Annotated in this window: 15 protein-coding genes; 8 read left to right on the forward strand and 7 right to left on the reverse strand. The window is 62.2% G+C overall.

What is annotated here, in order from left to right; genetic code table 11:
* Positions 1-59 precede the first annotated feature (59 nt).
* Positions 60-2906, forward strand: a complete 2847-nt coding sequence (locus ACILSR_RS12175; protein WP_395750048.1) for a DUF1553 domain-containing protein — start codon at positions 60-62, stop codon at positions 2904-2906.
* Between the two features lie 231 nt (positions 2907-3137).
* On the opposite strand, the gene ACILSR_RS12180 is transcribed toward ACILSR_RS12175, so the two are convergent.
* The 3 genes from ACILSR_RS12180 to ACILSR_RS12190 all read right to left on the reverse strand — a co-directional run bounded on the left by ACILSR_RS12180 (position 3138) and on the right by ACILSR_RS12190 (position 5753).
* Positions 3138-3365 carry a hypothetical protein gene (locus tag ACILSR_RS12180; protein ID WP_395750049.1) on the reverse strand — a complete coding sequence of 76 codons (228 nt, stop codon included), beginning with the start codon at positions 3363-3365 and terminating at the stop codon, positions 3138-3140.
* Positions 3366-3558: 193 nt separating this feature from the next.
* On the reverse strand, positions 3559-4269 hold the full coding sequence (locus ACILSR_RS12185; RefSeq protein WP_395750050.1) for a class I SAM-dependent methyltransferase: 711 nt from the start codon (positions 4267-4269) through the stop codon (positions 3559-3561).
* Positions 4270-4469: 200 nt separating this feature from the next.
* Positions 4470-5753, reverse strand: coding sequence for a sulfatase (locus ACILSR_RS12190; RefSeq protein ID WP_395750051.1), 1284 nt, complete (start codon positions 5751-5753; stop codon positions 4470-4472).
* Between the two features lie 88 nt (positions 5754-5841).
* On the opposite strand from ACILSR_RS12190, the gene ACILSR_RS12195 reads away from it, so the two are divergent.
* From ACILSR_RS12195 to ACILSR_RS12205, 3 genes are read left to right on the forward strand one after another with little or no spacing between them, the layout of a single operon-like run.
* Entirely contained in the window at positions 5842-6183 is a 342-nt protein-coding gene (locus ACILSR_RS12195; RefSeq protein ID WP_395750052.1) for a hypothetical protein, read from the forward strand.
* Positions 6183-7526 carry a radical SAM protein gene (locus tag ACILSR_RS12200; protein WP_395750053.1) on the forward strand — a complete coding sequence of 448 codons (1344 nt, stop codon included), beginning with the start codon at positions 6183-6185 and terminating at the stop codon, positions 7524-7526. Before ACILSR_RS12195 ends, ACILSR_RS12200 begins: the two co-directional genes overlap by 1 nt.
* Complete coding sequence (locus ACILSR_RS12205) at positions 7523-8263, forward strand: prolipoprotein diacylglyceryl transferase (protein ID WP_395750054.1); 741 nt, start codon at positions 7523-7525, stop codon at positions 8261-8263. Before ACILSR_RS12200 ends, ACILSR_RS12205 begins: the two co-directional genes overlap by 4 nt.
* A 15-nt stretch (positions 8264-8278) precedes the next feature.
* On the opposite strand, the gene ACILSR_RS12210 is transcribed toward ACILSR_RS12205, so the two are convergent.
* From ACILSR_RS12210 to ACILSR_RS12220, 3 genes are all read right to left on the reverse strand, one after another.
* Complete coding sequence (locus ACILSR_RS12210; RefSeq protein WP_395750055.1) at positions 8279-9754, reverse strand: TolC family protein; 1476 nt, start codon at positions 9752-9754, stop codon at positions 8279-8281.
* Positions 9755-9763: 9 nt separating this feature from the next.
* The gene (locus tag ACILSR_RS12215; protein WP_395750056.1) at positions 9764-11077 is read right to left on the reverse strand and encodes an HlyD family secretion protein; all 1314 of its coding nucleotides are present in this window, start codon (positions 11075-11077) and stop codon (positions 9764-9766) included.
* Positions 11078-11153: 76 nt separating this feature from the next.
* Complete coding sequence (locus ACILSR_RS12220) at positions 11154-13388, reverse strand: peptidase domain-containing ABC transporter (protein ID WP_395750057.1); 2235 nt, start codon at positions 13386-13388, stop codon at positions 11154-11156.
* A 342-nt stretch (positions 13389-13730) separates the two neighbouring features.
* Between ACILSR_RS12220 and ACILSR_RS12225 the strand changes: the two genes are divergently transcribed.
* From ACILSR_RS12225 to ACILSR_RS12240, 4 genes are all read left to right on the forward strand, one after another.
* Entirely contained in the window at positions 13731-14363 is a 633-nt protein-coding gene (locus ACILSR_RS12225; protein ID WP_395750058.1) for a hypothetical protein, read from the forward strand.
* Positions 14364-14544: 181 nt separating this feature from the next.
* Entirely contained in the window at positions 14545-15294 is a 750-nt protein-coding gene (locus tag ACILSR_RS12230) for a hypothetical protein (protein WP_395750059.1), read from the forward strand.
* Positions 15295-15379: 85 nt separating this feature from the next.
* Positions 15380-16243, forward strand: a complete 864-nt coding sequence (locus tag ACILSR_RS12235) for a hypothetical protein (RefSeq protein WP_395750060.1) — start codon at positions 15380-15382, stop codon at positions 16241-16243.
* Positions 16244-16663: 420 nt separating this feature from the next.
* Positions 16664-18133: a DUF1501 domain-containing protein gene (locus ACILSR_RS12240; RefSeq protein ID WP_395750061.1), complete on the forward strand. Its 1470-nt coding sequence runs from the start codon at positions 16664-16666 to the stop codon at positions 18131-18133.
* Between the two features lie 68 nt (positions 18134-18201).
* Here ACILSR_RS12240 and ACILSR_RS12245 read toward each other — a convergent pair whose 3' ends face one another.
* Positions 18202-20676: a hypothetical protein gene (locus tag ACILSR_RS12245; protein WP_395750062.1), complete on the reverse strand. Its 2475-nt coding sequence runs from the start codon at positions 20674-20676 to the stop codon at positions 18202-18204.
* Positions 20677-20694: the final 18 nt, after the last annotated feature.

Consider the following 20694-nt stretch of genomic DNA (forward strand, 5'->3'; position numbering starts at 1 on the left):
GCTGGCGGTTGACCGACTGAAAGACGCTGCAAACGCGTCTCGTTTGCTCCGAACCCCTGATGACCCGTCGCGCCCCTGCCTTTGCCTTTGCCATCGCCTCCCTGACCACCGCCGCCGGAGCTGTGGACATGGCGCATTTTGAGCAGCGCATTCGCCCGCTTCTCATCGCCAATTGCATCGACTGCCACGGCCCGGACAAGCAGAAGGGCGGGCTGCGCCTGGACTCTCGCGCCGGGTGGCAGGCAGGCGGAGACAGCGGCCCTGCGGTGGTGCCGGGGAAGAGTGCGGAGAGCAAGCTCTGGCAGGCCGTTTGTTATACGGACCGCGATCTGAAAATGCCGCCGAAGCGCAAGCTCAAGGACAGCGAGATCGCGGACATCAAGCAGTGGATCGATGAAGGGGCGCCCGATCCGCGCGAGGAAGTGGCCGGCACCGGTAGCAAAAGCAAGTCTGCCCGTGCTGATGCCAGCTTCTGGTCGTTTCAGCCGCCCAAAGCCTCTCCCGTGCCCGCCGTAAAAAACACCGCGTGGCCTGCGAATGACATCGACCGTTACATTCTTGCCAAGCTGGAGGAGAACAAGCTCGCTCCCGCGCCGGATGCCAGCCCGGCCACGCTGCTGCGACGTCTTGCTTTTGATCTTACCGGACTGCCGCCAGCGAGCACGGCACAGGATTCTCTGAGCGGCCAGAGCTACGAGAAAAAGGTGGACGAACTCCTCGCCTCCAGCGCTTTTGCCGAGCGCTTTGCCTCCCACTGGCTGGACATCACGCGCTTTGCGGAGTCGTCCGGTGGCGGGCGTTCGCTGCCGTTCAAGGATGCGTGGAGGTTTCGTGATTACGTCATCGAATCCATTCGCGACAATGTGCCGCTGGACCGCATGATCACCGAGCATCTGGCGGGAGACATCATGCCCGCCACGGATTCCGCCGCGCGCCGCCGACAGGTCACCGCCACCGGCTTTCTCGCTCTGGGGCCCACCAACTACGAGGAGCAGGACAAAGGCATGCTGCGCATGGACATCGTGGACGAGCAGCTCGACACCATGGGCCGCGCCTTCCTGGGCCTGACCATCGGCTGCGCACGCTGCCACGACCACAAGTTTGACCCCATCTCCGCGCGTGATTACTACGCTCTGGCGGGCATCATGCGCAGCACCAAGACGCTGAGAAACTACACCGACAACGTGGCCCATTGGATCGACACCCCGCTGCCGCTGGATGGCGCGGCGGAGACCGAACTGCAAAAGCACGAGAAGCAGGTGAACGAGCTCAAAGATCAGATCGCCCAGCTCAAGGACAGCCTGCGGGATGCCGGCAGCGCGGATCTCAGGGCGCGCAAGAACATCGCCCTGAGCGATCTGCCGGGCATCGTGGTGGATGACAGCGCGGCGCAGAAGGTGGGCATGTGGAAGCCGTCCACCAGCTATGCGCCCTACATCGGTGCGGGCTACCTCAGTGACAACAATGAGGGCAAAGGCGAGAAGACCGTGACCTTCACGCCGAAGATTCCGAAGACCGGACGCTACGAAGTCCGCGTGGCCTTCAATGCCGGACCGAACCGCGCCGAGAGCGCCACCGTGACCATTCTGCATGCGGATGGCGAAGACCTGAAGACCATCAAAATGGTCACGGACCGTCTCAGAGGGCTGCAGTTTGCGTCGTTGGGCACCTACCGCTTTGAAGCGAACGGTCAGGGCTTTGTGCTCATCTCCAATGCCAGCTCTCAGGGGTATGTTACGGTGGATGCGGTGCAGTTTCTCCCGGCGGATGAGGCCGTGCCTGCCGAGCCCGCAGCCAAAAAGGAATCTCCCACGGCGATCAAGCTCAAGCGCGAGCTCGCTGAACTCGAGAAGGAGCTCAAAGCGCTGCAAAAGGACCAGCCTGACCGGCCTGAGGCCATGTCCGTGGCGGATGACACCGCGCCGGAGGATGCGAAGATCCACATCCGCGGCAGCACGCGCAATCTCGGCCCCAGCGTGCCGCGTGGTTTCATCCAGGCCGCGCTGAAGGGGAATGCACCCACCATGCCGGCAGACGCCAGCGGCCGACTGCAGCTGGCGCAGTGGATCACCTCTCCGGAGAATCCGCTCACCGCCCGCATCATGGTCAACCGTGTGTGGCACTGGGTGTTTGGCGCGGGCATCGTGCGTACCACGGACAACTTCGGCTCCACGGGAGAAGCGCCCAGCCATCCGGAGCTGCTCGATCATCTGGCGCTGAAGTTCATCGAAGACGGCTGGAGTTTGAAGCATCTCGTCAAGCAGATGGTCATGAGCCGCGCCTACCGCATGAGCTCCAGCGCGGCTCCGCTCGCCCAGGACCCAGACAACCGCCTGCTCAGCCACATGAACCGCAAGCGCCTCGATGCCGAATGCCTGCGCGATGCCATGCTCAGCGCTGCGGGCACCCTGGACCGCACGTTCGGCGGGCCGGGAGTCAGCGACGTCAAAACGGTGGATGCCAATGACCAGAAGATTCAGAACATCGAGTACGGCTACCAGTTTCTCGACACCCGCCGCAGCCTGTATACCGCCGCCTTCCGCAACGTGCGCCACCCTCTTTTTGAAGTCTTCGATTTCGCGGACATCAACCAGCCCATCGCCCAGCGCACCACCAGCACCGTGGCCACGCAGGCGCTGTTCCTCATGAATTCGCCCAAGGTGATCGAGCAGGCACGCTTTGCGGCGGATCGCGTGCTGAAGTCCGCAACGGAGACGGACCCGCGCATTGACAACGCATTCCAGGACTCACTCCAGCGCAAGCCCACGGCGAATGAGAAAAAGCAGGTGCGCGAGTTCCTTGAGTCCAGCCTTTCCGGCAACGCGACTGCGGAAGATGTGCGGGACCTGTGGGCGCGGTTCATTCAGACCCTTTGGTCCACGCCGGAGTTTCGGTTTTTGGATTGAGGCTGTTTGTGGCTTTAAACCACTATCTGTGGAAAACAGGGGGGCATGCAGGATCGTAGGATGGGCGTGGCGCCAGCACGCCCGTCTGCGAGCGTGCCGCAGCCAATGTGACGCACGAACGTCCTCGCAGTCGGGCGGTTTGTCGGAGGTCGCGATGAGACATGAATCACTCTCGACGCCAAACACACCCAACCTGCGGCCCGAGCGAGTTCCTGAAAGGATGCGCCACTCTCAAGGTGCTGCAGCAAACAGCTTCACAATCTCCAGCGCATCCAGCACGCACATGAGGCCGGAGCCGGAGGTGACCAAGGCGGTGAGCCTTGTGGTATGGCGGTGTTTCTGCAGCCAGGCCTGCGAGTATTCCATGTCCAGCGGATGCACGTGCAGCCAGCCCTTCAAGAGCGTGAAGTTGAAAAATGCTATCGCGAAAAGAAGGAGGGCAACCAGCCAGCCGATCATAGACAGGGAAAGGGTTTAGAGGGTGATGAGATGCCTCCTAGCACGTGTTAGGCCGGACGGCAAGAGGGTGAAAAGGGAGGGAGGCATTGGCCCATGGAGCGGTGGAGGGCCCGGGCGCTTCTGATCGCAGGTTTCTCGACCAAGGAATGATTCTTCTTTGGGGGCTTGCTTGCTGTGAGAGCCCGGAGTCTTGCTAGATCAAATGGGGGAAACGGCAGGGATTTGGCGCTGCATCGTCTGCAGGCTCGTTTTCGCTGTCGTCTTCACTGACGGTGTGCGTTTTGATCCAGAGCTTGAGCATGCCTTCATGGGCGGTTTGCTCGCAGGTGTAGCATTCCGGGACTTCGGCGCAGCTGCCGTAGTAGGTGACGATGCGGGTGCCGAGGGGCTTGTGCTCGAGCTGGGTCTGCACGTGGAGGGTGTAGTCGTCGTAGAGCTGGGATTTCATCTCCACATCGTGGTCGATGCGCAGCATGGGCAGGATGTTTTCCTCAAAGGGATTGAAGAGGTAGAACGCGTCGAAGGCGGCAAACGACACCGAGGTGATGTTGCCGTGAATGATCTCGACACGGGGGATGCGGTGGCGCGCCAGCATGTTGCGCGCGGCTTTGACGAGCCTGAGGCGCTGCTCGACGCCGGTGAAGTGGCCCTGGGTGGTTGCTGCACCGATGGCACAGAATTTTCCAGGACCGCAGCCGATGTCCAGCACGCGGGTGCCGGGTTTCTGGACGAGCCATTTCGCAGCGAGCTGACCCACATCCACCGGAGTCCAGTGGCAGGCGGACTGCTGGTAAACATCCGCCGGATAATCGCGGTCAAACTCGTGGTCTTCGAAGGCGCGCAGGACGTCGGTGTCTGAATCGACACGCCGAAGGGCGCTGTGAGGATAAAGACGGGTGGGCATAGTGCAACAGTACGACAGACACTCCTGTCTGTCGATGCCCAGAGCTGAGTTTTGGTGTCAGGCGATTGAGTATCCCAGCGTGGCGTGGTCCGCACTCTCCGAGTGCGGCGTTTGGGTGTGGGCCATGTGTGGTTCGCATGGCTCCGGGACGAGCGTGCCGCACACGGAGTGTACGAATTACGCTGCGCCGGGCCGTTGCCTCACGGCTTCCACCACGCATCCAGCTTGGCGCTCAGTGCCTTCACTTTGTCGGCGTTTTCGGCGGCGAGGTTCTTCTCTTCGGTGGGGTCCGCTTTCAGGTCGTAGAGTTCCACCACGTCGTCGGGCTGGTTTGCCTTTTGAGGCACGATGAGTTTATCAAAGCCATCCACGATCCAACGCCACTTCAGGCTGGAGGCGGGGACGTTGAGATCCACGAAGTTGTGCGTGAAGCATTCGCCGTAGAGGGTTTTGCGGGAAGTCACGGTGGTATCGTCCAGAAGGTTGATGCCGGGGAAGGTCTTGGTGGGCTCGATGCCGACGGCCTTGAGCAGCGTGGGGACGAGGTCGATGGACTGAGCGAGATCGTCGGTCATTTTTGGCTGCACGTGGCCGGGCCAGCGGATCATGATGGGGGTGCGCAGGCCGCCGTCGTATTGGCTCTGCTTCGACTTCTCGGCATACCGGCCGGTCTTGGGGTTGGTGATCCAGCCGTTGTCGCTGAGATAGACGAAGATGGTGTTCTCCTTCATGCCGTTGTCATCGATGTGCTTGATCAGCTCGCCGCAGGTTTCGTCAAACCATTCCACCATGGCCCAGTATTTGGCCACGGGCAGGCTGGGGGTTTTGTCCTTGTACTTTTCCAGCAGGCGCTGCGGCGGCGTGTGCGGATCGTGCGGCATCATGGGCGCATACCAGACCATGAAGGGCTTCTGCTGCTTTTTGGCTTCGCTGATGAAGTCATAGATGGGCTGCATGGTCTTGCGGCCGATGTCCAGGCCCGCATCGCCATGGCGGCCGCCGTGGGTCATGCCATGGGTGAAGCCGCCGCGCTCGTAGCTCTTCTGCCACCACTTGCCGGTCTGCAGGCTGAGGTAGCCTTTTTGTTTCAACATGGTGGGCAGCGTGCCAGCTTCTTCGAGGTGCTTGCTCACCACTTCGCGACCCGCATCAAACTGCGGGCTGCTATGAAAATCCTTGCCCTTCATGCCGGCGGGGATGGGCGGGTCATTGCTCGTCACCTTGTGCTGGTGCGGATACAGGCCGGTGATCATCGTGGCGAGGCTGGGGCAGCACAGGCTGCACGGCACGTAACCGCGCGTGAAGGTGCGGCTCTCCGCAGCCAGCCGGTCCAGGTTCGGCGTCTGCACGACCTTGTTCCCCATGAAACCGTAGTCGCTGTACAAATGATCGTCCGAAATGATCATGACGATGTTCGGCGGCGCATCAGCAGCGCTGAGGAGGCAGGGCAGGGCGAGCAGCGAGAGGAAAAGGCGGCGGATCATGAGCGTGGCTAAGCGGGGTTGGGCGCATGAGAACGAAGCTGCTGCAACTCATCTTGCCAGAAGTCAGGGAGGGTGATTGAATGCGGCCATGTCTGATTCCCCTCAGCTCCCACCCTCGGTGCCTCCTCCTGTTCCGTCTAAACCGCCTGCGAGGGGTGGATGGTGGGTCGCGTGGATTTTGGCGACGATGATCGCGCCCGGATTGGTTGTCCCTCTCGGCAATAACATGGGGCAAAACAATTTCATCTTGGCCTTTGGGTGGGTGATCTTGGGGGTCATTCTGATACTGCACATCTATTCTTCCGTGAAGCTTGGCAGGAGCCACTCGGGCTGTCTGATTGCGGCGCTTCTTCTAGGCGGCTGGGCGCTGATGCTGGTCTGCTTTTTTGTCGGCTGTGTCATTGTCATGAATAACGTCGGGCATCATTAATGACCACCACCCTCCTCAAACGCACCACCTCCCGCTGCCCGAAGTGCCACCGGCCATGCCCGGCGACTGTCGAGCAGCGGGATGGTAAGGTGTATATGAATCGGCGCTGCATCGCGCATGGGGAGTTCAGCGCGTGCATCGCCAGTGATGCGCGGTTTTACTGGCTGGCGCAGGGGAAAGAGGAAAACCGCTGCTGCTCGGGCGGTGCGTGCTGCACGGCGGAAGGGAAAACAGCGGGCACTCTGGGGCGCAACGCGGCAGGGCGTGGTGCGAATCCCATCGAGACGCTTTCCACGTGTTTGGCGCTGATTGAGATCGTGAACTCCTGCAATCTCGCATGCCCTACCTGCTACGCAGATTCGCCCGTGGGCATCGGCTCCAAGGTGGATGCGATCCCCATGGCGGACATCCAGGCGCGCGTAGATGGCGTGATCGCACGCAAAGGGAAGATCGAGATTTTGCAGCTCTCCGGCGGTGAGCCGACGCTGCACCCGCAGCTCACGGAACTTTGCCGCTGGGCGAAGGCGCATGAGAAAATCGACTTCCTGCTGATCAACTCCAACGGCGTGCGCTTTGCCAAAGAGCCGGCGCTGTGTCAGGAACTGGGCGAGATCTTCCGCAAGGGCGGCCTTCAGGTGTATCTTCAGTTCGATGGATTGCAGGAGGCAGGGCACCACGCGCTGCGCGGTGCGGATCTGCGCGAGGTGAAGCAAAAGGCGCTGGCCAATCTGGCAGCAGCGAACATCCCTGTGACGCTGGCGATGACGGTGACGCATGAAAACCTGCCGCATCTCTGGCAGACGATCCGCTTTGGCCTGGATGATGCCAACATCCACGGCATCACCTTTCAGCCGGAGTTTCTCAGCGGGCGCAATCAGACGCCATCAGTGAAGCAGCGGCTTAATACGGCGGACATTCTGATGGCCGCCGTGGAGCAGTCGGAGGGGCAGCTTCGCTATGAAGACTTCACTCCGCTGCCGTGTGGAGATCCGAACTGCGCCACCATTGGCTACCTCATCCGGCGCGAGGATCAGGTATTTCATGTCAGCGACTTCCTGGACTTCAGCAAGCTCCAGGGGTTTCTTCAGGACAAGATCCACTACACGCTCGCGGACCTGGCGCAGTGCGGCTGTGAAAACGAACCGCTGGGCGAACTGCTGAAAACCATGGAGCAGACGCGCAGCATGGCCTTTCGCCTGATGGTGAAGCCCTTCATGGATGCGTGGACCTGGGACGAGGACCGCATCGACCGCTGCTGCACGCATGTCATTCGGCCGGACGGCCAGCTCGATTCCTTCTGCCGTTACTACTCCGGCTTTGCGGACACTCGCACCCCGCTGTGAACTCGGAGCCCTCTCCCCAGCATCAGTTTCTACCCGGCAGTCCGGTTTACGCCCTGTGCATGATGCTCGGCATCTTAGTCGGTGCTATCTTCTGGTATCGGCGTGCGCAGGGGCGCAGCGACATGCTGCTCATCTACCTCGGGGCGCTCATAGGCGGCTTCGCGGGGGCGAAGGTGGCCTACCTGCTGGCGGAAGGCTGGCTGGAGTGGCAGCAGCCGGACCGCTGGCTGCGCTGGGCCACGGGCAAGTCCGTGCTGGGCGGTCTGCTGGGCGCGTACGCCGGTGTGGAGTGGGTGAAGCACCTCGTGGGCCACCGCAGCTCCACCGGAGACGCCTTTGCGGTCATCGTGCCCGTGGGCATTCTGCTGGGGCGCGTGGGCTGCTATGTGAACGGCTGCTGCCTCGGCCGGCCGGTGGCGGGTGTCTTTGCCGCGCGGGATGTGCAGGGCGTGGCGCGCTGGCCTGCGCCGTTTGTGGAGGGCGCATTTCAGGTGCTCGTCCTCGTGGTCATTCTGCTGCTGCAGCGGCGCGGGCTGCTGCGCGACCGGCTGTTTTTCCTCTACCTCGCCGCCTATGGCGTGTTCCGTTTTGTGCATGAATTTATGCGCGACACGCCCAGGATCTGGCTCGGTCTCAGTGGCTACCAGTTCATTTCAGCGGCGATGGCGGTGCTGGGGCTTTTCATGATGTGGCGGCGCACGAAGTCCATGCGTGACGATATTGGCAATGCGGAATAGCGGTGCCATGACGTGCTAATTCTTCGCCACGATGGCGGCGCGGTAGTTGGCCAGAGCGCGGAAGTATTCGGCCTGAGCCTCCACTTCGAGGACCTTGGCGTCAAAGCTGGCCTGTTCGCGGATCTGCAGCGCGAGCAGGTCGGTGGCGCCCTGTTTGAGACGCTCGGCCTCGGCGTTTGCGAGCTGCTGCGCAAGGTCCACGTTTCGCCGGGTCATCTGCAGCACCTCGTGCGCGGCATGCAGGGCGCTGTGGGAGTCACGCACATCTGCAGTGATCCTCTCCCGGGCAAAGCGCATCTCCTGCTCCAGGCGGTCGATCTGCGCCTGCGCCACGTCCACGCGGCCCTTGGCCTCGCGGCGCTGCAGCGGCAGCTTGAACTCGATCTTGGCCTCCACCTCCGTGCGCTCGATGTCGCGCGGGGTCCGGCCATTGAGCCCCTGTGCGGCCTGCACGCCCACCTCCACGCTGGGCAGCAGGTTGTTCTTCGCCAGCTTGAGGTCGATCCCCGTCTTCTCCAGCGTCAGCTCGATGCGCCGGATCTCGGGCCGAAAAATCCGAGCCTGGGCGATGTCGATCGTGAGCTGGGACTCGCTCGGGCGGTCGTGCACCGGAAAAGCGGCGGGCACGCGCGAGCGCTTGGCCAGGATGGGGTCAGCCGTGACGACGTCCCGGTAGAAAAGCGATAGCTCGATGGTGGCGGCCTGAAAGCGGCGGCTCGCCTGCACCACGGCGATCTCGCGGCTCACCACCAGACGCTGATTGTCCACCTGCACGATGGGGGCGGAGGCGCCCTTCTTCACCTGCTCGGCGATGGCGGAGTCGCGATCCCGTGCCACGCGCAGCAGCGACTCTGAAAGTGCGAGCCGCTGACCCGCCGCCACCCAGCCATAGTAGGAAATGCTAGCCGCCCGTACAAAGTCCAGATACTGCCGCTGGATAAAAGGGTCCGCCAGCTCCTTGTCGATCCGCGCCTGCCACAGCGCGGCCCGACGACGGTCGATGGTGCCGTCCCGCAGCAGCGGGATACGGAAGCCCAGCAGACCCTCCCCGTCCACGCTGGTGCGTTCCTTGTTGTAGTTTGGCAGAAAGCCGCTGCTAAGGCGGTAGCCGCCGTACACGCTGCCGCCCCAGTTGGTCAGCGGTTGCTCCAGCACGGCGTAGCCTGTCTGCCCGTCATAGTAACCCGCCGGCGCAAAGGAGCTGCCTGCGTTTAGATTGAGGTCAAAGGAACCCTGTGCCTGGCGCACACGTCCGTTGGCGATGTCCTGCTCGATCAGCGCCGCGAGATAGGGCGGGTACTGCGTCTGCACGCTTTTGAGCACCTCCGGCAGCAGCAGCGGGCGCACCTTTTCCTCCGGCGCGGCCTCCAGTCCGGTGAAGGGCAGCGCCAGCGCCACCATGGCGGCGCGGCAGTGGCGCAGGGGTGAGGGTTTTGCCATGGGCATGGGCGGAGTGTTTTTCCGGGTCTTCATCATCGTCTTCAGTGTCATGTCAGGATGTTATTTCTTGGTAGGGTCCAGCTTGCCGTCCGCGTCCGAGTACACCGGAGGGAAGCCGTTGATCTGCCGCCAGAGCTCAAACCACAGCGGCACCTCGTTGAGGAGAATCCACGCATTTGCGCGCGTGCCCTGGCGCAGCCAGCGCTCGTGGTCCGGCCAGCCTACTTTTACGGGGCCTTTGCCGTCTCCGCGGTCCACCACATCCTCCGCAGGGCCGATGAGCACGCGGAAGCGCCCGTGGCCATCGTCGCTGGCGTCTACAAACACCACCTCTCCGGCAAAGGTGCCGATGGCCAGCTGCGGCCAGCCGATGGTCTGCACGGCGGGCCAGCCCTCAAAGGCCAGGCGCACGGGGCTGCCGGGCGTGACCACGCCATTCTCCTCTTTGCGCGCATGCACCAGTGGCATGTCATTGCCGTCCACCCACACCTCGACATTGCGGCTGTCGCTTTCAGGAATGATCACGCAGATGAGCGAGCCGGGCCGCAGGTAGGTGCCGTCCGTCACCGCCACCTGCAGCACGATGCCGTCCCGCGGCACCTCCACCACCTGGCGGAGGTTTTGATTGATCTGCACATCGATCACCGAGAGGTCGCGCTCCGCCGTGGCCACCTCGGCCAGCGCACTGCCCTTGGAGGCATGGATGCTCGCGATCAGCGCGTCCATGTCATTGCCCGTGCGTTTCAGCGCCGCCTCGGCGGACTTCAGGTCCGCGCTGGTGGCATCCCGCTGCAGTTTGGCCAGCTCCATGTTGCGCTGGGACTCCAGCTGCTTGTTAAAAAGATCCTGCGTGCGTGCGAAGTTCAGCTGCGCCGTCTCCGCCGCTATTTTGGCCCCGGCCACACGCTGCTCCGCGCCATCGATGGCCTGCGTCTTGGACAGCTCCTGCTGCGTGATCTGCGCCGTCAGCGACTCCACGCGCCCCTGTGCAAAGTCACGCCGGCTCTCGATCGCCTCCCGCTGCGCCTTGAGGTTGTTGATCAGGTTCGGGTCGTTGTCCTGGATCTCGATGATCAGCTCCCCCTTCTTCACGCGCTGCCCCTCGGTCACGTGCAGGTTGCGCACACGGCCGGAGACCTGCGCCTCCACATTCACCCGGCGCTCCAGCGGATTGAAGGCGATGACCCGCCCCGTGCCAGACACAAACTGACGCCATGGCAGAAACAGCAGCGCCAGCACCGCAATAAAGAAGCCCGCCACCAGCACACGGCTGAAGATGCGGATGAACCGCGCCGGGCTGGCCAGGCTGAGCGCCGGCAGCCGCGCCGCAGGCGGGGTGAAATAGGGAAGGGTGGCAGGGGAAGGGGCGTTCATGGTCTCAGATCGGTCAGGTCAGTCGTGTGCGTCTTCAGTGTCTGGTTTGGCATGGCATCGTGCCGCATGGACTGCATCAAATGGCATGGGGCAGGGGGATGCTGCTCTCGCTCAGGTGGCAGGGGGCCAGCTCGATGACGTGGCTGCAGCGGGCGCGCACGCGGGCATCCCGCGTGGCCACCACCACGGTCCAGGGCTGTCCCTTGCCCATGATGGCCTCGGAGAGCTGCGCAAAGGAGGCGTCGTCCATGTGGTCCAGCAGTTCATCGATCAGCAGCAGGCGCGGGCGCTGCGCCAGGGCGCGTGCCAGCAGCAGGCGCATGCGCTGGTTTCCAGAGAGCGGCGCACCGCCGATTTTGAGCCGCAGGCCCAGCCCCTCCGGACGCGCCAGCAGCTCCTCCAGCAGGCCCGTCTGCTTCAGCGCGGCGCGGATCTCGTCCATGCCGATGTCACACCGGCCCAGGCGCAGGTTTTCCACCACCGTGCCGTCCATGATCTCGTCCCGGCGCAGCAGCTGCGTGCTCTCCCGCAGCGCCTCCAGATCCCAGGTCCGCAGGTCCACACCGTCCACCATCACATAGCCGCCGCCCGGCTTGCGCAGGCCGAAGAGGATGTCCAGCAGCGAGCTGGCCCCCGCGCCATGCGGGCCCACCACTGCCGCACGCGCCCCGGGAGGGATGCTGAAGCTGCGATCCTCAAAGAGAACCGCTCCCGCGTGGTGCGCAAAGGACATGCCCCCGGCCACCACCTCCGCTCCGCCGCCATGCAGCGCGGGCTTTTCACCGCCCTCGCGCTCCGTCTCCAGGTCAAAGATGTGGCCCAGCTTGTCCATGGCCGCCATGGCGTCGTACCAGGCCTCCAGCTGTTTCCCCAGCTTTGAGAGGGAGGTCACGATGCCACTCATGATGATCTCGCTGGCCACCAGCTGGCCCAGCGTGATCTGCTGGCTGATCACCAGATACCCGCCCACCACCAGCAGCGCCGCCGAGGCCACCACCTGCAGCGTCAGCAGGCCCGCGATCTGCCGCATCAGCACCCGGAAGTGCCGGCTGCGCGCCATCACATAGCCTGTGCTCAGCTCATTGGCACGCTCGTGCGCCATGCGGCTGCCGCCCGGTCCTTTGAAGAGAAACGGAAAGTGTGCCACCTCCTCAAACCAGTTCACCAGATCATACTTCAAGCGCGACTCCTCGATGCTGGTGGCCACCGCACCGCGTCCCAGCAGCCAAAGGCTCAGCAGGATAAGTCCCAGCAGCACCGCCGCAAACAGCAGCAGCATTGGATGGTACAAGGACAGCAGCAGCATGCCGATGAGTCCGCCAAAGACGAGGTTCACCCCGTCCAGCAGCAGCATGGCGGTGGACTTCTGCGCCGTCACCACATCCAGAAAGCGGTTCACCATCTCCGGCGCGTGCACCTCATCATGCACCTGCGCCTTCACGCGGGGCAGGCGATGCGCCAGGTCCGCCGCCGCACGCACAAAAATGCGCCGCTGGATCACGTCAGACACATAATACTGAAACGCCGTGACCACCGCCTGCAGCCCCAGGCAGCCAAACAGCGCCAGGGACACCACCACCAGCGCCTGCACATACGGCTGCGACTGCCCGCCGAAGGCCAGATTGCTCACGATCGCATCCACCGCCAGCGGCACCGCGAGGTAGAGCAGCGCGGAAAAAACGGAAAACAGCAGCAGCGTGCGCACCTCCTGCCGCTCTGCCAGCAGCAGGCCGATGAACCGCCGCGCCGGACTCAATCCGCCATGGCCATGCCCGTGGCCGTCGCCATGTCCGTTCCCATGCCCTGCGGAATCCGCCGCTGCAGGCCCGTGGGTATGCTCCGCATCCGCCGCGGCACTCATGTCCTGCGCAGGCCGGCTCGCATGCACGATCCCGGCCTCCACCACTGCCTCCACACTTTCGTGTCCTAGCAGTCGCGCCAGCGCCTGGCGGGAAAGCGTGACGCGATGGTCCGGGTGCTCGCCCTCCGCCATCCGCAGGCGGAACCACCCCGCGCTCGTGATCACCCGCCAGCGGCCCTCCGTGTGGCTCCACAGCACCACCGGAGAGTCCTCCCGCGCATGCCACACCACCTCCCGCAGCGGCAGCCGCACCGGAGACACCTGCATGCCCGCATCTGCCGCCGCCGTGCACAGCAGCTCCAGCGGATCTCCGGACGGCTCCTGCTGCTGCAGGGCATGCTCCGTGGCCAGACGAGCGCGCTCCACGTCCAGCCTGCTGCCCAGGATGGCGGCCAGCTGCAGCAGCGTGGTGAAAGAAAGAGATGAGTGGGGTTGGATTAGGTGTTTCAAAGATTTGAATAGGCTCGTGTCCTATACGCCTTGGTAGCACGGTTGGACGCGTGTGGTGAAGTGGAAAAAGCCGCTGTGAATGTAACGGCGCCATCTCTCGCGCATCCAAATCGGCAGACAGCTTAGCGAGGCGTAAAGCCGCCTGTTTTTATCCGCCTCAAGACCTGAGATTCGGCATCCCACGGCGCTCGGTGAAATCAAACTTGCGCACGCGGGCGGTAACGACAGCCTAGGGAGGTCATGATTTGGAAATCCCCCCGGTCTTTGCTGCCGGTTTTATGCCTTTCTCTCCTCGCTCTCACCTCCTGCAAAATGCATGAGGGCTCGCTGGCTCACAGGGCCATGCGCAGTGTGTCCGATCCGCTGACCTCCGGCCCGCTGGACCACCTGCCGTTTCCAGATTTGAAGCAGTGGGCTGCGCTGCCCGGCCCCATGCTGGAAGTGCAGGGGAACAGGCTCGTCTCCCGCAGCCTCTTCATTACAGATGCAGAGCTGCCCAAAGGCTCGCCGAAGGCCAGGCGCCCCGGTTCCGGCATCACCGGGAAGGCGGGCGATCTCATGGGCATGGTCACTTATCTGCTGGCCATCGCGGCGGGATCGAGCACGGACGGCACGCTCGGCTCCATCGATGACACGCGCCGCCAGCTCGCGCTCAATGAATTTCCCTTCGTGCTGCTGCAGGGGGAGGACCTCGTCTATGTGAAGCAGGACAAGCAGCCCTGGCCCAGGCTCGCCCGCGCCAGCAACCGCAGCAAGGTCACCGTCATCACCAAGGACGGCACGTTTTTCGGCATCGCGCAGCGCATTCACTTCCGCAGCAATTCCACGGAAATCGTCCTCGAAGGAGATCCCACCGTGCAGTCCGGCGAGCAGCACATCAAAGGCGCGAAGCCGGATGCCCTCATGATTCTCGACTTCGCCAAACGCAAGGTGCTGGTGAACGGGCCGGTGGTGGAGAAGAAGCTCTACCGGTGAAGCAGGAAACTTGCACCGCAGAGGCTGGAAAAACGCAGAGACTTGAGTTGAATCGTTTCTGAAAACCTCTGCGTTTTTCCAATCTCTGCGGTGTAAAATGAGCGCCTCCCAGAGCGCCGCGTGCGGGTGATCAGGCCAATGCAGGCTTGCATAAGCAAACCAAAAACGGCAGCCTCATTCCATGAAACGCGAAAACCTGCACCGCTTTCTGTTCGTCTCCGCCGTGTGTCTGCTCTCCATTCCGTGGCTGACTCCGTGCGCCGGTGTCATGGCGTCTGCGGCTCTGGATGGCGTGACTTCTGGAGCGACGCAGCGCGCTGCACCAGGCGTGCCCACGCAGCAGCTCAAGGAGTGGGCTGCGAAACCGGGCCCGAAATTCAAGGTGGAGCGCGTGCGGAGCATTCCGAAAAGCCTGCTCATCAGCGATGAAGAGGTGTCCGCTGCGCGCGGCGGACAGAGTGCGCCGCGCTCCGGCGCCGTGCTCGGGCGCGGCGTGGTGGCAGTCACGGAAGGTGTGTCTGATACTTTGGCGATGATCGATCCGCTGACCTGGATCGCGGGTGATGCCACGGATCGTGGAGTCGGAAAATCCCGGCGGCAGCTGGTGCTGTGCGAGTCTCCTTACGTCGTCCTGCAGGCACGCGAGATCCGCTTTGTGCGTGAGGGCAAGAATGGGCCCGTGCGGCTCGTCAAGGCGCGGGATGCCGTCATCACCATCATCACGGCTGCGGGCAGTTACTCAGCCAGCGCGGGCTTCATCCATTACCGCGGCCCCTCGCAGGAGGTGATCTTGGAAACCGCCTGCACATTGAAAAGCGGCACGCAGTTCTTCTTTGGCACGACAGAAAAGAACGGCCCGGTGATGCGGCTGAACTTCGTGAAGCGCACCGTGCAATCGATGGGCGATGAGGGACCGATGACGTTTGAGTGATGCGTGGCGCACCATGCAACGGCCTGCGCGGCGGCGACGAATGCAGGCTTGCGTGTGCGAATCAAAAACGGCATGCTGCGCTTTCATGCAGCGAGAAAACCTCCGCCGTTTTCTGTTTGTGTCAGCAGCCTGCCTGCTCGCCACTCCATGGCTCACGCCTTGCGTCGGCATCTGGTCGGCGATGGCGGTGGATGGCACGCACAATGCGGTCACGCATCGGGATGAGCGCTACTTCCGGCTGTCTGAAAAGCCGCTCAAAGAGTGGGCCGCCAAGAGCCCTCCTAAACTCAAGGTGCGGGAGAACCAGCCCATCCCTGCTGCCATGTGGATCGCGGATGCAGAGCTTTCTTCCGCAAACGGCGGCCGCAATGCACCGCGACCAGGCACGATGGTGGGCAAGGGCGCTTCCGCTGCGGTGGACGGCCTCGCCTCGACTCTTGCCTGGGTGGACCCCGTGACCTGGATCTTGCCCGATGAGTGGCGTCAGAAGCCCTCCACACCATACCGGCGGCTGGTTCTGCGTGGGTCCCCGTTTGTGATGATGGAGGCCGATGAGATACGCTACACCAGTGAGGGGAAGGATGGCCCCGTGCTGCTGGCCAGAGCCACAAATGCCTGGGTCTCCGTCATCACCCCTGCGGGTTCCTATTCATTTCATGCGGACTCTGTCCATTATAGGGCTCCGACGGATGAGCTGCTGCTGAGGGCTGGCGAATGGTTTCAAATCCAGCATCACCAGCTAGGCAGTTCCCAAACGCTCATGCCTTTGGCTGGCGGTCAGGCTTTGTGGATGAGGCTGTACTTTGCAAAGAACATCCTGTCCTGTGCCGGGAAGGTGAGGGATCCCACGATTCTGACCAAAGCAGAGATGAAGAGCTTGACGGAGAAGTTGCGCAATCCCGCCCCATTTCCCTATGGTGCGGCTGCACCGCCGCCGAAATCGCGCTGAGGTTTCGAGAAGCAACACCGCAGAGGCTGGAAAAACGCAGAGAATTGTTTTGAATGAACTCTGGAAAACCTCTGCGGCGTTCCTATCTCTGCGGTGTAGAGTCTGGTAGTTTGGTGTGGGCTGACTTTGGGCGGAAATGAGCCGGAATTTTACACCGCAGAGGCTGGAACGCCGCAGAGATTTTTTTGAGTCTGTTCCGGGAACCTCTGCGTTTTTCAAATCTCTGCGGTGTAAAGTCTGGTAGTTTGGTGTGCGCTGACTTTGGGCGGAAATGAGCCGGAATTTTACACCGCAGAGGCTGGAACGCCGCAGAGATTTTTTTGAATGAACTCTGGAAAACCTCTGCGTTTCTCAAATCTCAGCGGTGCAATTTCTACTGCCCCGCAAGCCCGCGCCTCCTCGAAGCGTTACTTTCCCATCATGGACCCCTTTCTTGAATATCACCGCCAGCAGACCCGCCGCCAGTTCTTTGGGCAGACGGGGTTGCGCATGGGCGGCGTGGCGCTGGCGAGCATGCTGGGGGAGCGGTTTGCCAACGGTGCTTCCTCTTCCTCCTCGCTGGTGCAGCCGTCGCTGACGGGGCTGCCGCATTTTGCGCCGAAGGCCAAGCGGCTGATCTACCTGCACATGAACGGTGCGCCTTCGCAGCTCGATCTGTGGGACCACAAGCCGCAGCTGCATCAGCATTACGACAAGGACCTGCCGGACAGCATTCGCAATGGCCAGCGCATCACCACCATGACGAGCGGGCAGGCGAGGTTTCCGGTGGCGCCGAGCATGTTCAAATTCACCCCGCATGGGCAGTGCGGTCGCTACGTGAGCGAGCTGCTGCCGCACACGGCGAAGATCGTGGATGAGATCGCGGTGATCAAAAGCGTGAGCACCACGGCGATCAATCACGACCCGGCCTGCACCTTTGTCATGACGGGCAGCGAGGTGCCGGGCAAGCCGAGCATCGGCTCATGGCTCAGCTACGGTCTGGGCAGCGAGAGCAATGACCTGCCGTCCTTCGTGGTCTTCACGCCCACCTTTCCCGCCGCCAGCCAGGCACAGGCGCTTTTCACCCGCATGTGGAGCAGCGGCTTTCTGCCCACCAAGTATTCCGGAGTGGCGCTGCGCGGCCAGGGCGATCCCGTTCTGTATGTGAAGAATCCTCCGGGGGTGGACTCCAGCGACCGCCGAACGATGCTGGATGCGCTCAACAAGCTCAACACCATCAATCACAGCCGCATTGGCGATCCCGAAATCCAGACCCGCATCGCGCAATACGAAATGGCTTTCCGCATGCAGACCAGCGTGCCGGAGCTCACGGACCTGAGCAAAGAAAGCAAGGCCACGCTGGAGATGTATGGCCCGGACGTGAGCCGCAGCGGCAGCTTCACCCACAGCGCCATCATGGCCCGCCGCCTGATCGAGCGCGGCACGCGTGTGGTGCAGATCCTGCATCGCGGCTGGGACCAGCACAACAACCTGCCCAAGCTCTTGCGCGGCCAGGTGGAGGACAGCGAGCGCGCCTGCGCCGCCCTCATCATGGACCTGAAACAACGCGGCCTGCTGCAGGACACCCTCGTCGTCTGGGGCGGTGAATTCGGCCGCACCGTGTATTCCCAGGGAACGCTGACCAAGGAAAACTACGGCCGCGACCACCACCCGCGCTGCTTCACCATGTGGATGGCCGGCGGCGGCATCAAAGGCGGCATCGAATACGGCGAGACGGACGACTTCAGCTACAACGTCGCCAAAGACCCCGTCCACATCAACGACCTCAACGCCACGATCCTGCACCTCATGGGCATCGATCACCGCAAGTTCAGCTTCAAATTCCAAGGCCTCGATCAGCGCCTCACGGGAGTGGAGCACCACGAACCGGTGAAGGCGCTGCTGGCGTGAGGCGGGGCGATGAAACATCTGCCCGGCTGGCGCTTGCAGATCCGAAGCCGGTGTTATTCTCATATCAGCTAGCGCAGGTAGTCCGCCGTGATGAAGGCAGCCTGCAAAATGTCACTGGCTTCGAATTCGGGTTTGCCAGTAGGCTTCCATACACCGATCAGACGAGCGGTGCCGCTGGGCATCATGATGGACGTGGAGATTTTGGCCGCATGGTAGTGGGTGAGCGGGAACTCCAGCTTGCGTCCCTGAGTGTCCGTTATCTGTTCCAAGTTTTCCTGCGGGTCCGCCGTGTGAAATTCGGGAGCCAGCGTCGCGGCGATGGTGGAGCCATCCGTCAGTACCATCGGTTCCAAGGACATCAGAAAACCCACCTTGCGCATGTCCCGTTTGATCGTGAGCCCCCCTTTTTCGTCAGATTCGAGTGCCGCCAAAGCGATGTGCTCGATGACTTCTTCGGAGGTGGCGTTTACGCCTCGTTTTGTTTCGATGCGCGAGGTTGCCAGATGTTTGATCTCAGCCGAGGCGAGGAGTTGATTCATCTCCGGCCGGTGGTCGCAGTGCCCGGCGATTTGACCCATTGCCCGACGAATGACGGGGCCCGGTGCCTGGATAACGTGAGTGGTGAAAACCACCGTCTGGGGGTATGGGGGAGGGTTTGGGTCCACGAAAGCCTCCACCAAGTCCATGTGCTTGCGCTGGGTGCGCACAATGAGCTTGTTCGCGGCGGAGTTAAAATAGGCTTTAGCACCCCGGGGCAGGGGGATGCCGGCCTCCTCCAACAGCTGGGGCGCCGTTTTGCTGCCCGAAGCAATATCCGAGGGGACACTGAAAACCTGGCTGATCCATTCATTCTCGTCAGGCGGTGCTGTGCTTTTGATCTCCGTGGCGGGCGTGGTTTTTTCTGGTGCTGTCTGGCGCAGCACCTCGCCATGCAGGAAAGTCGCCCAGAGGACGTCCGCGCCGTCGTGGCTTGCGGGTTGCCAGAATGTGAGCAGCCGCGTGCCACCGTGAGCCAGGGTGAGGCACGTCTGCACATGGGCAGTATGGAAGTCCACCAGAGGCATCTCGAACTTCTGCCGGGAACCGGGATCAAGAAAGACCTCGCGGTGCGAATGTGGCGGTGCGGTGTGCAGTTCATAATCAAGGGTCACACCGATGCTGAGTGCGTCATGGCGGATGACCGGCTCCAAGGAGAGGCGCGAGCCTGCCGGGCGCATTTCAAAAGTAATCTCGGGCCGCCCCCTGGTGTCCGTCTTGAAGCTGGCTGGGTAGCTCCATTCGCGTGAAGCACTGATCTCCGCTTTCACGCCGGACTGGCTTTCGAGCAGGTGGCTGTCGATGAAGGCAGCTTCACCGCGTGCAGCAGCGGTTTCGATTTCCTTCCACACTGCGGCATGATCACTGGTGGAGGCTGCTTTTGCAGCGAGAGCGCGGATGAACGGTGCCGGAGCCTGAACGGTGTGAAGGGTGAAGATGGAGGTGAGAGGGCGCGTTAAATCAAACATTCCCACACCACATGTAATGGGTATCAATTGTTTCGATGGCTTGGTGCTCGTGGCCTGCGGCGAAGGCTCGGGAGACAGAGGGGACATGTTCACGACTGGAACAGGGGCCACATGCCCGGTCAGGAATGCGATCCAGAGCACATCCTCGCCTGCGGCATTCATTTTGCCAGCAGGCCTGGCGATGCCAAGGATTTTGGTGTCTCCGCCCATCATCAAGAAGGCGGTGGTGAAGTTCACATTGACCGCATCCGACACAGGAAACTCGACTGCGTTGCCGCTCATGGGGTCGGACAGATGCAGCTGACGTGGGTTCGGCTGCGCAGGAAAGAACTCCAGCCTGGTGGTAAGGTCTATCAAACGACTGTCAGCACCAAGGATGGGCTCCAGTTCCAGCCGCAGTCCGATCTGCCGCATTTCAAGTTCTAGAGAAGAGCGGCTTTTATCATCAAGCCGCACCTGGCTGGAATAAATGTGCTCACGGGCGGTTTCCGTAACTGATCGGGTGCCTGAATGGGCCTCCAGCCAGGTATCTCCGATGACTTTAATGCCGGACCTCGCCTGTTCTGCCTGGGAGAGCAGGGCTTGCAGCTCTTTGACGGCGCTGCTCTTGCTGGCCGCGGCGGCATTGGCTTCACGGATCACCTTTCCGGGACCTTCAAGGACCATGACCTGGAAGGTGATGCTGCGCGGTGCTTTCTGCGTTGCCTCATTCAGCAGGGCGCTGACCAGTTCCATGTTTTCCTGCGTATTGCGCACGATCAGCAGGCCGTTCGCCAAGTTTAACGAGGCCGAGGCTCCTGCTGGAAAGGGCAACCCCCAGGCCTCCAGCACTTCCTTGGCAGTCTTGCGCTCAAAGGGGTTTTGCTTGTCCTTTTCACCGACGGTGGAGACTAGAAAATCGAGAGGGACTTTGAACTCGCGCGTCAGCAGCGCAGGTGCCTCTTGCGCTTTCGATTTCGGCTCAGCCTTGGCCGACGGTTGGATGCATCCTAGGAAGATCAAGCCGATGAGTACAAGCCGGAAACATGCAGGGATCATTGCATCAGGCTAACTGAG

Origin of the sequence: Prosthecobacter sp., from assembly GCF_044222565.1 — a bacterium.
In the GTDB taxonomy this organism is placed as follows: domain Bacteria; phylum Verrucomicrobiota; class Verrucomicrobiia; order Verrucomicrobiales; family Verrucomicrobiaceae; genus Prosthecobacter.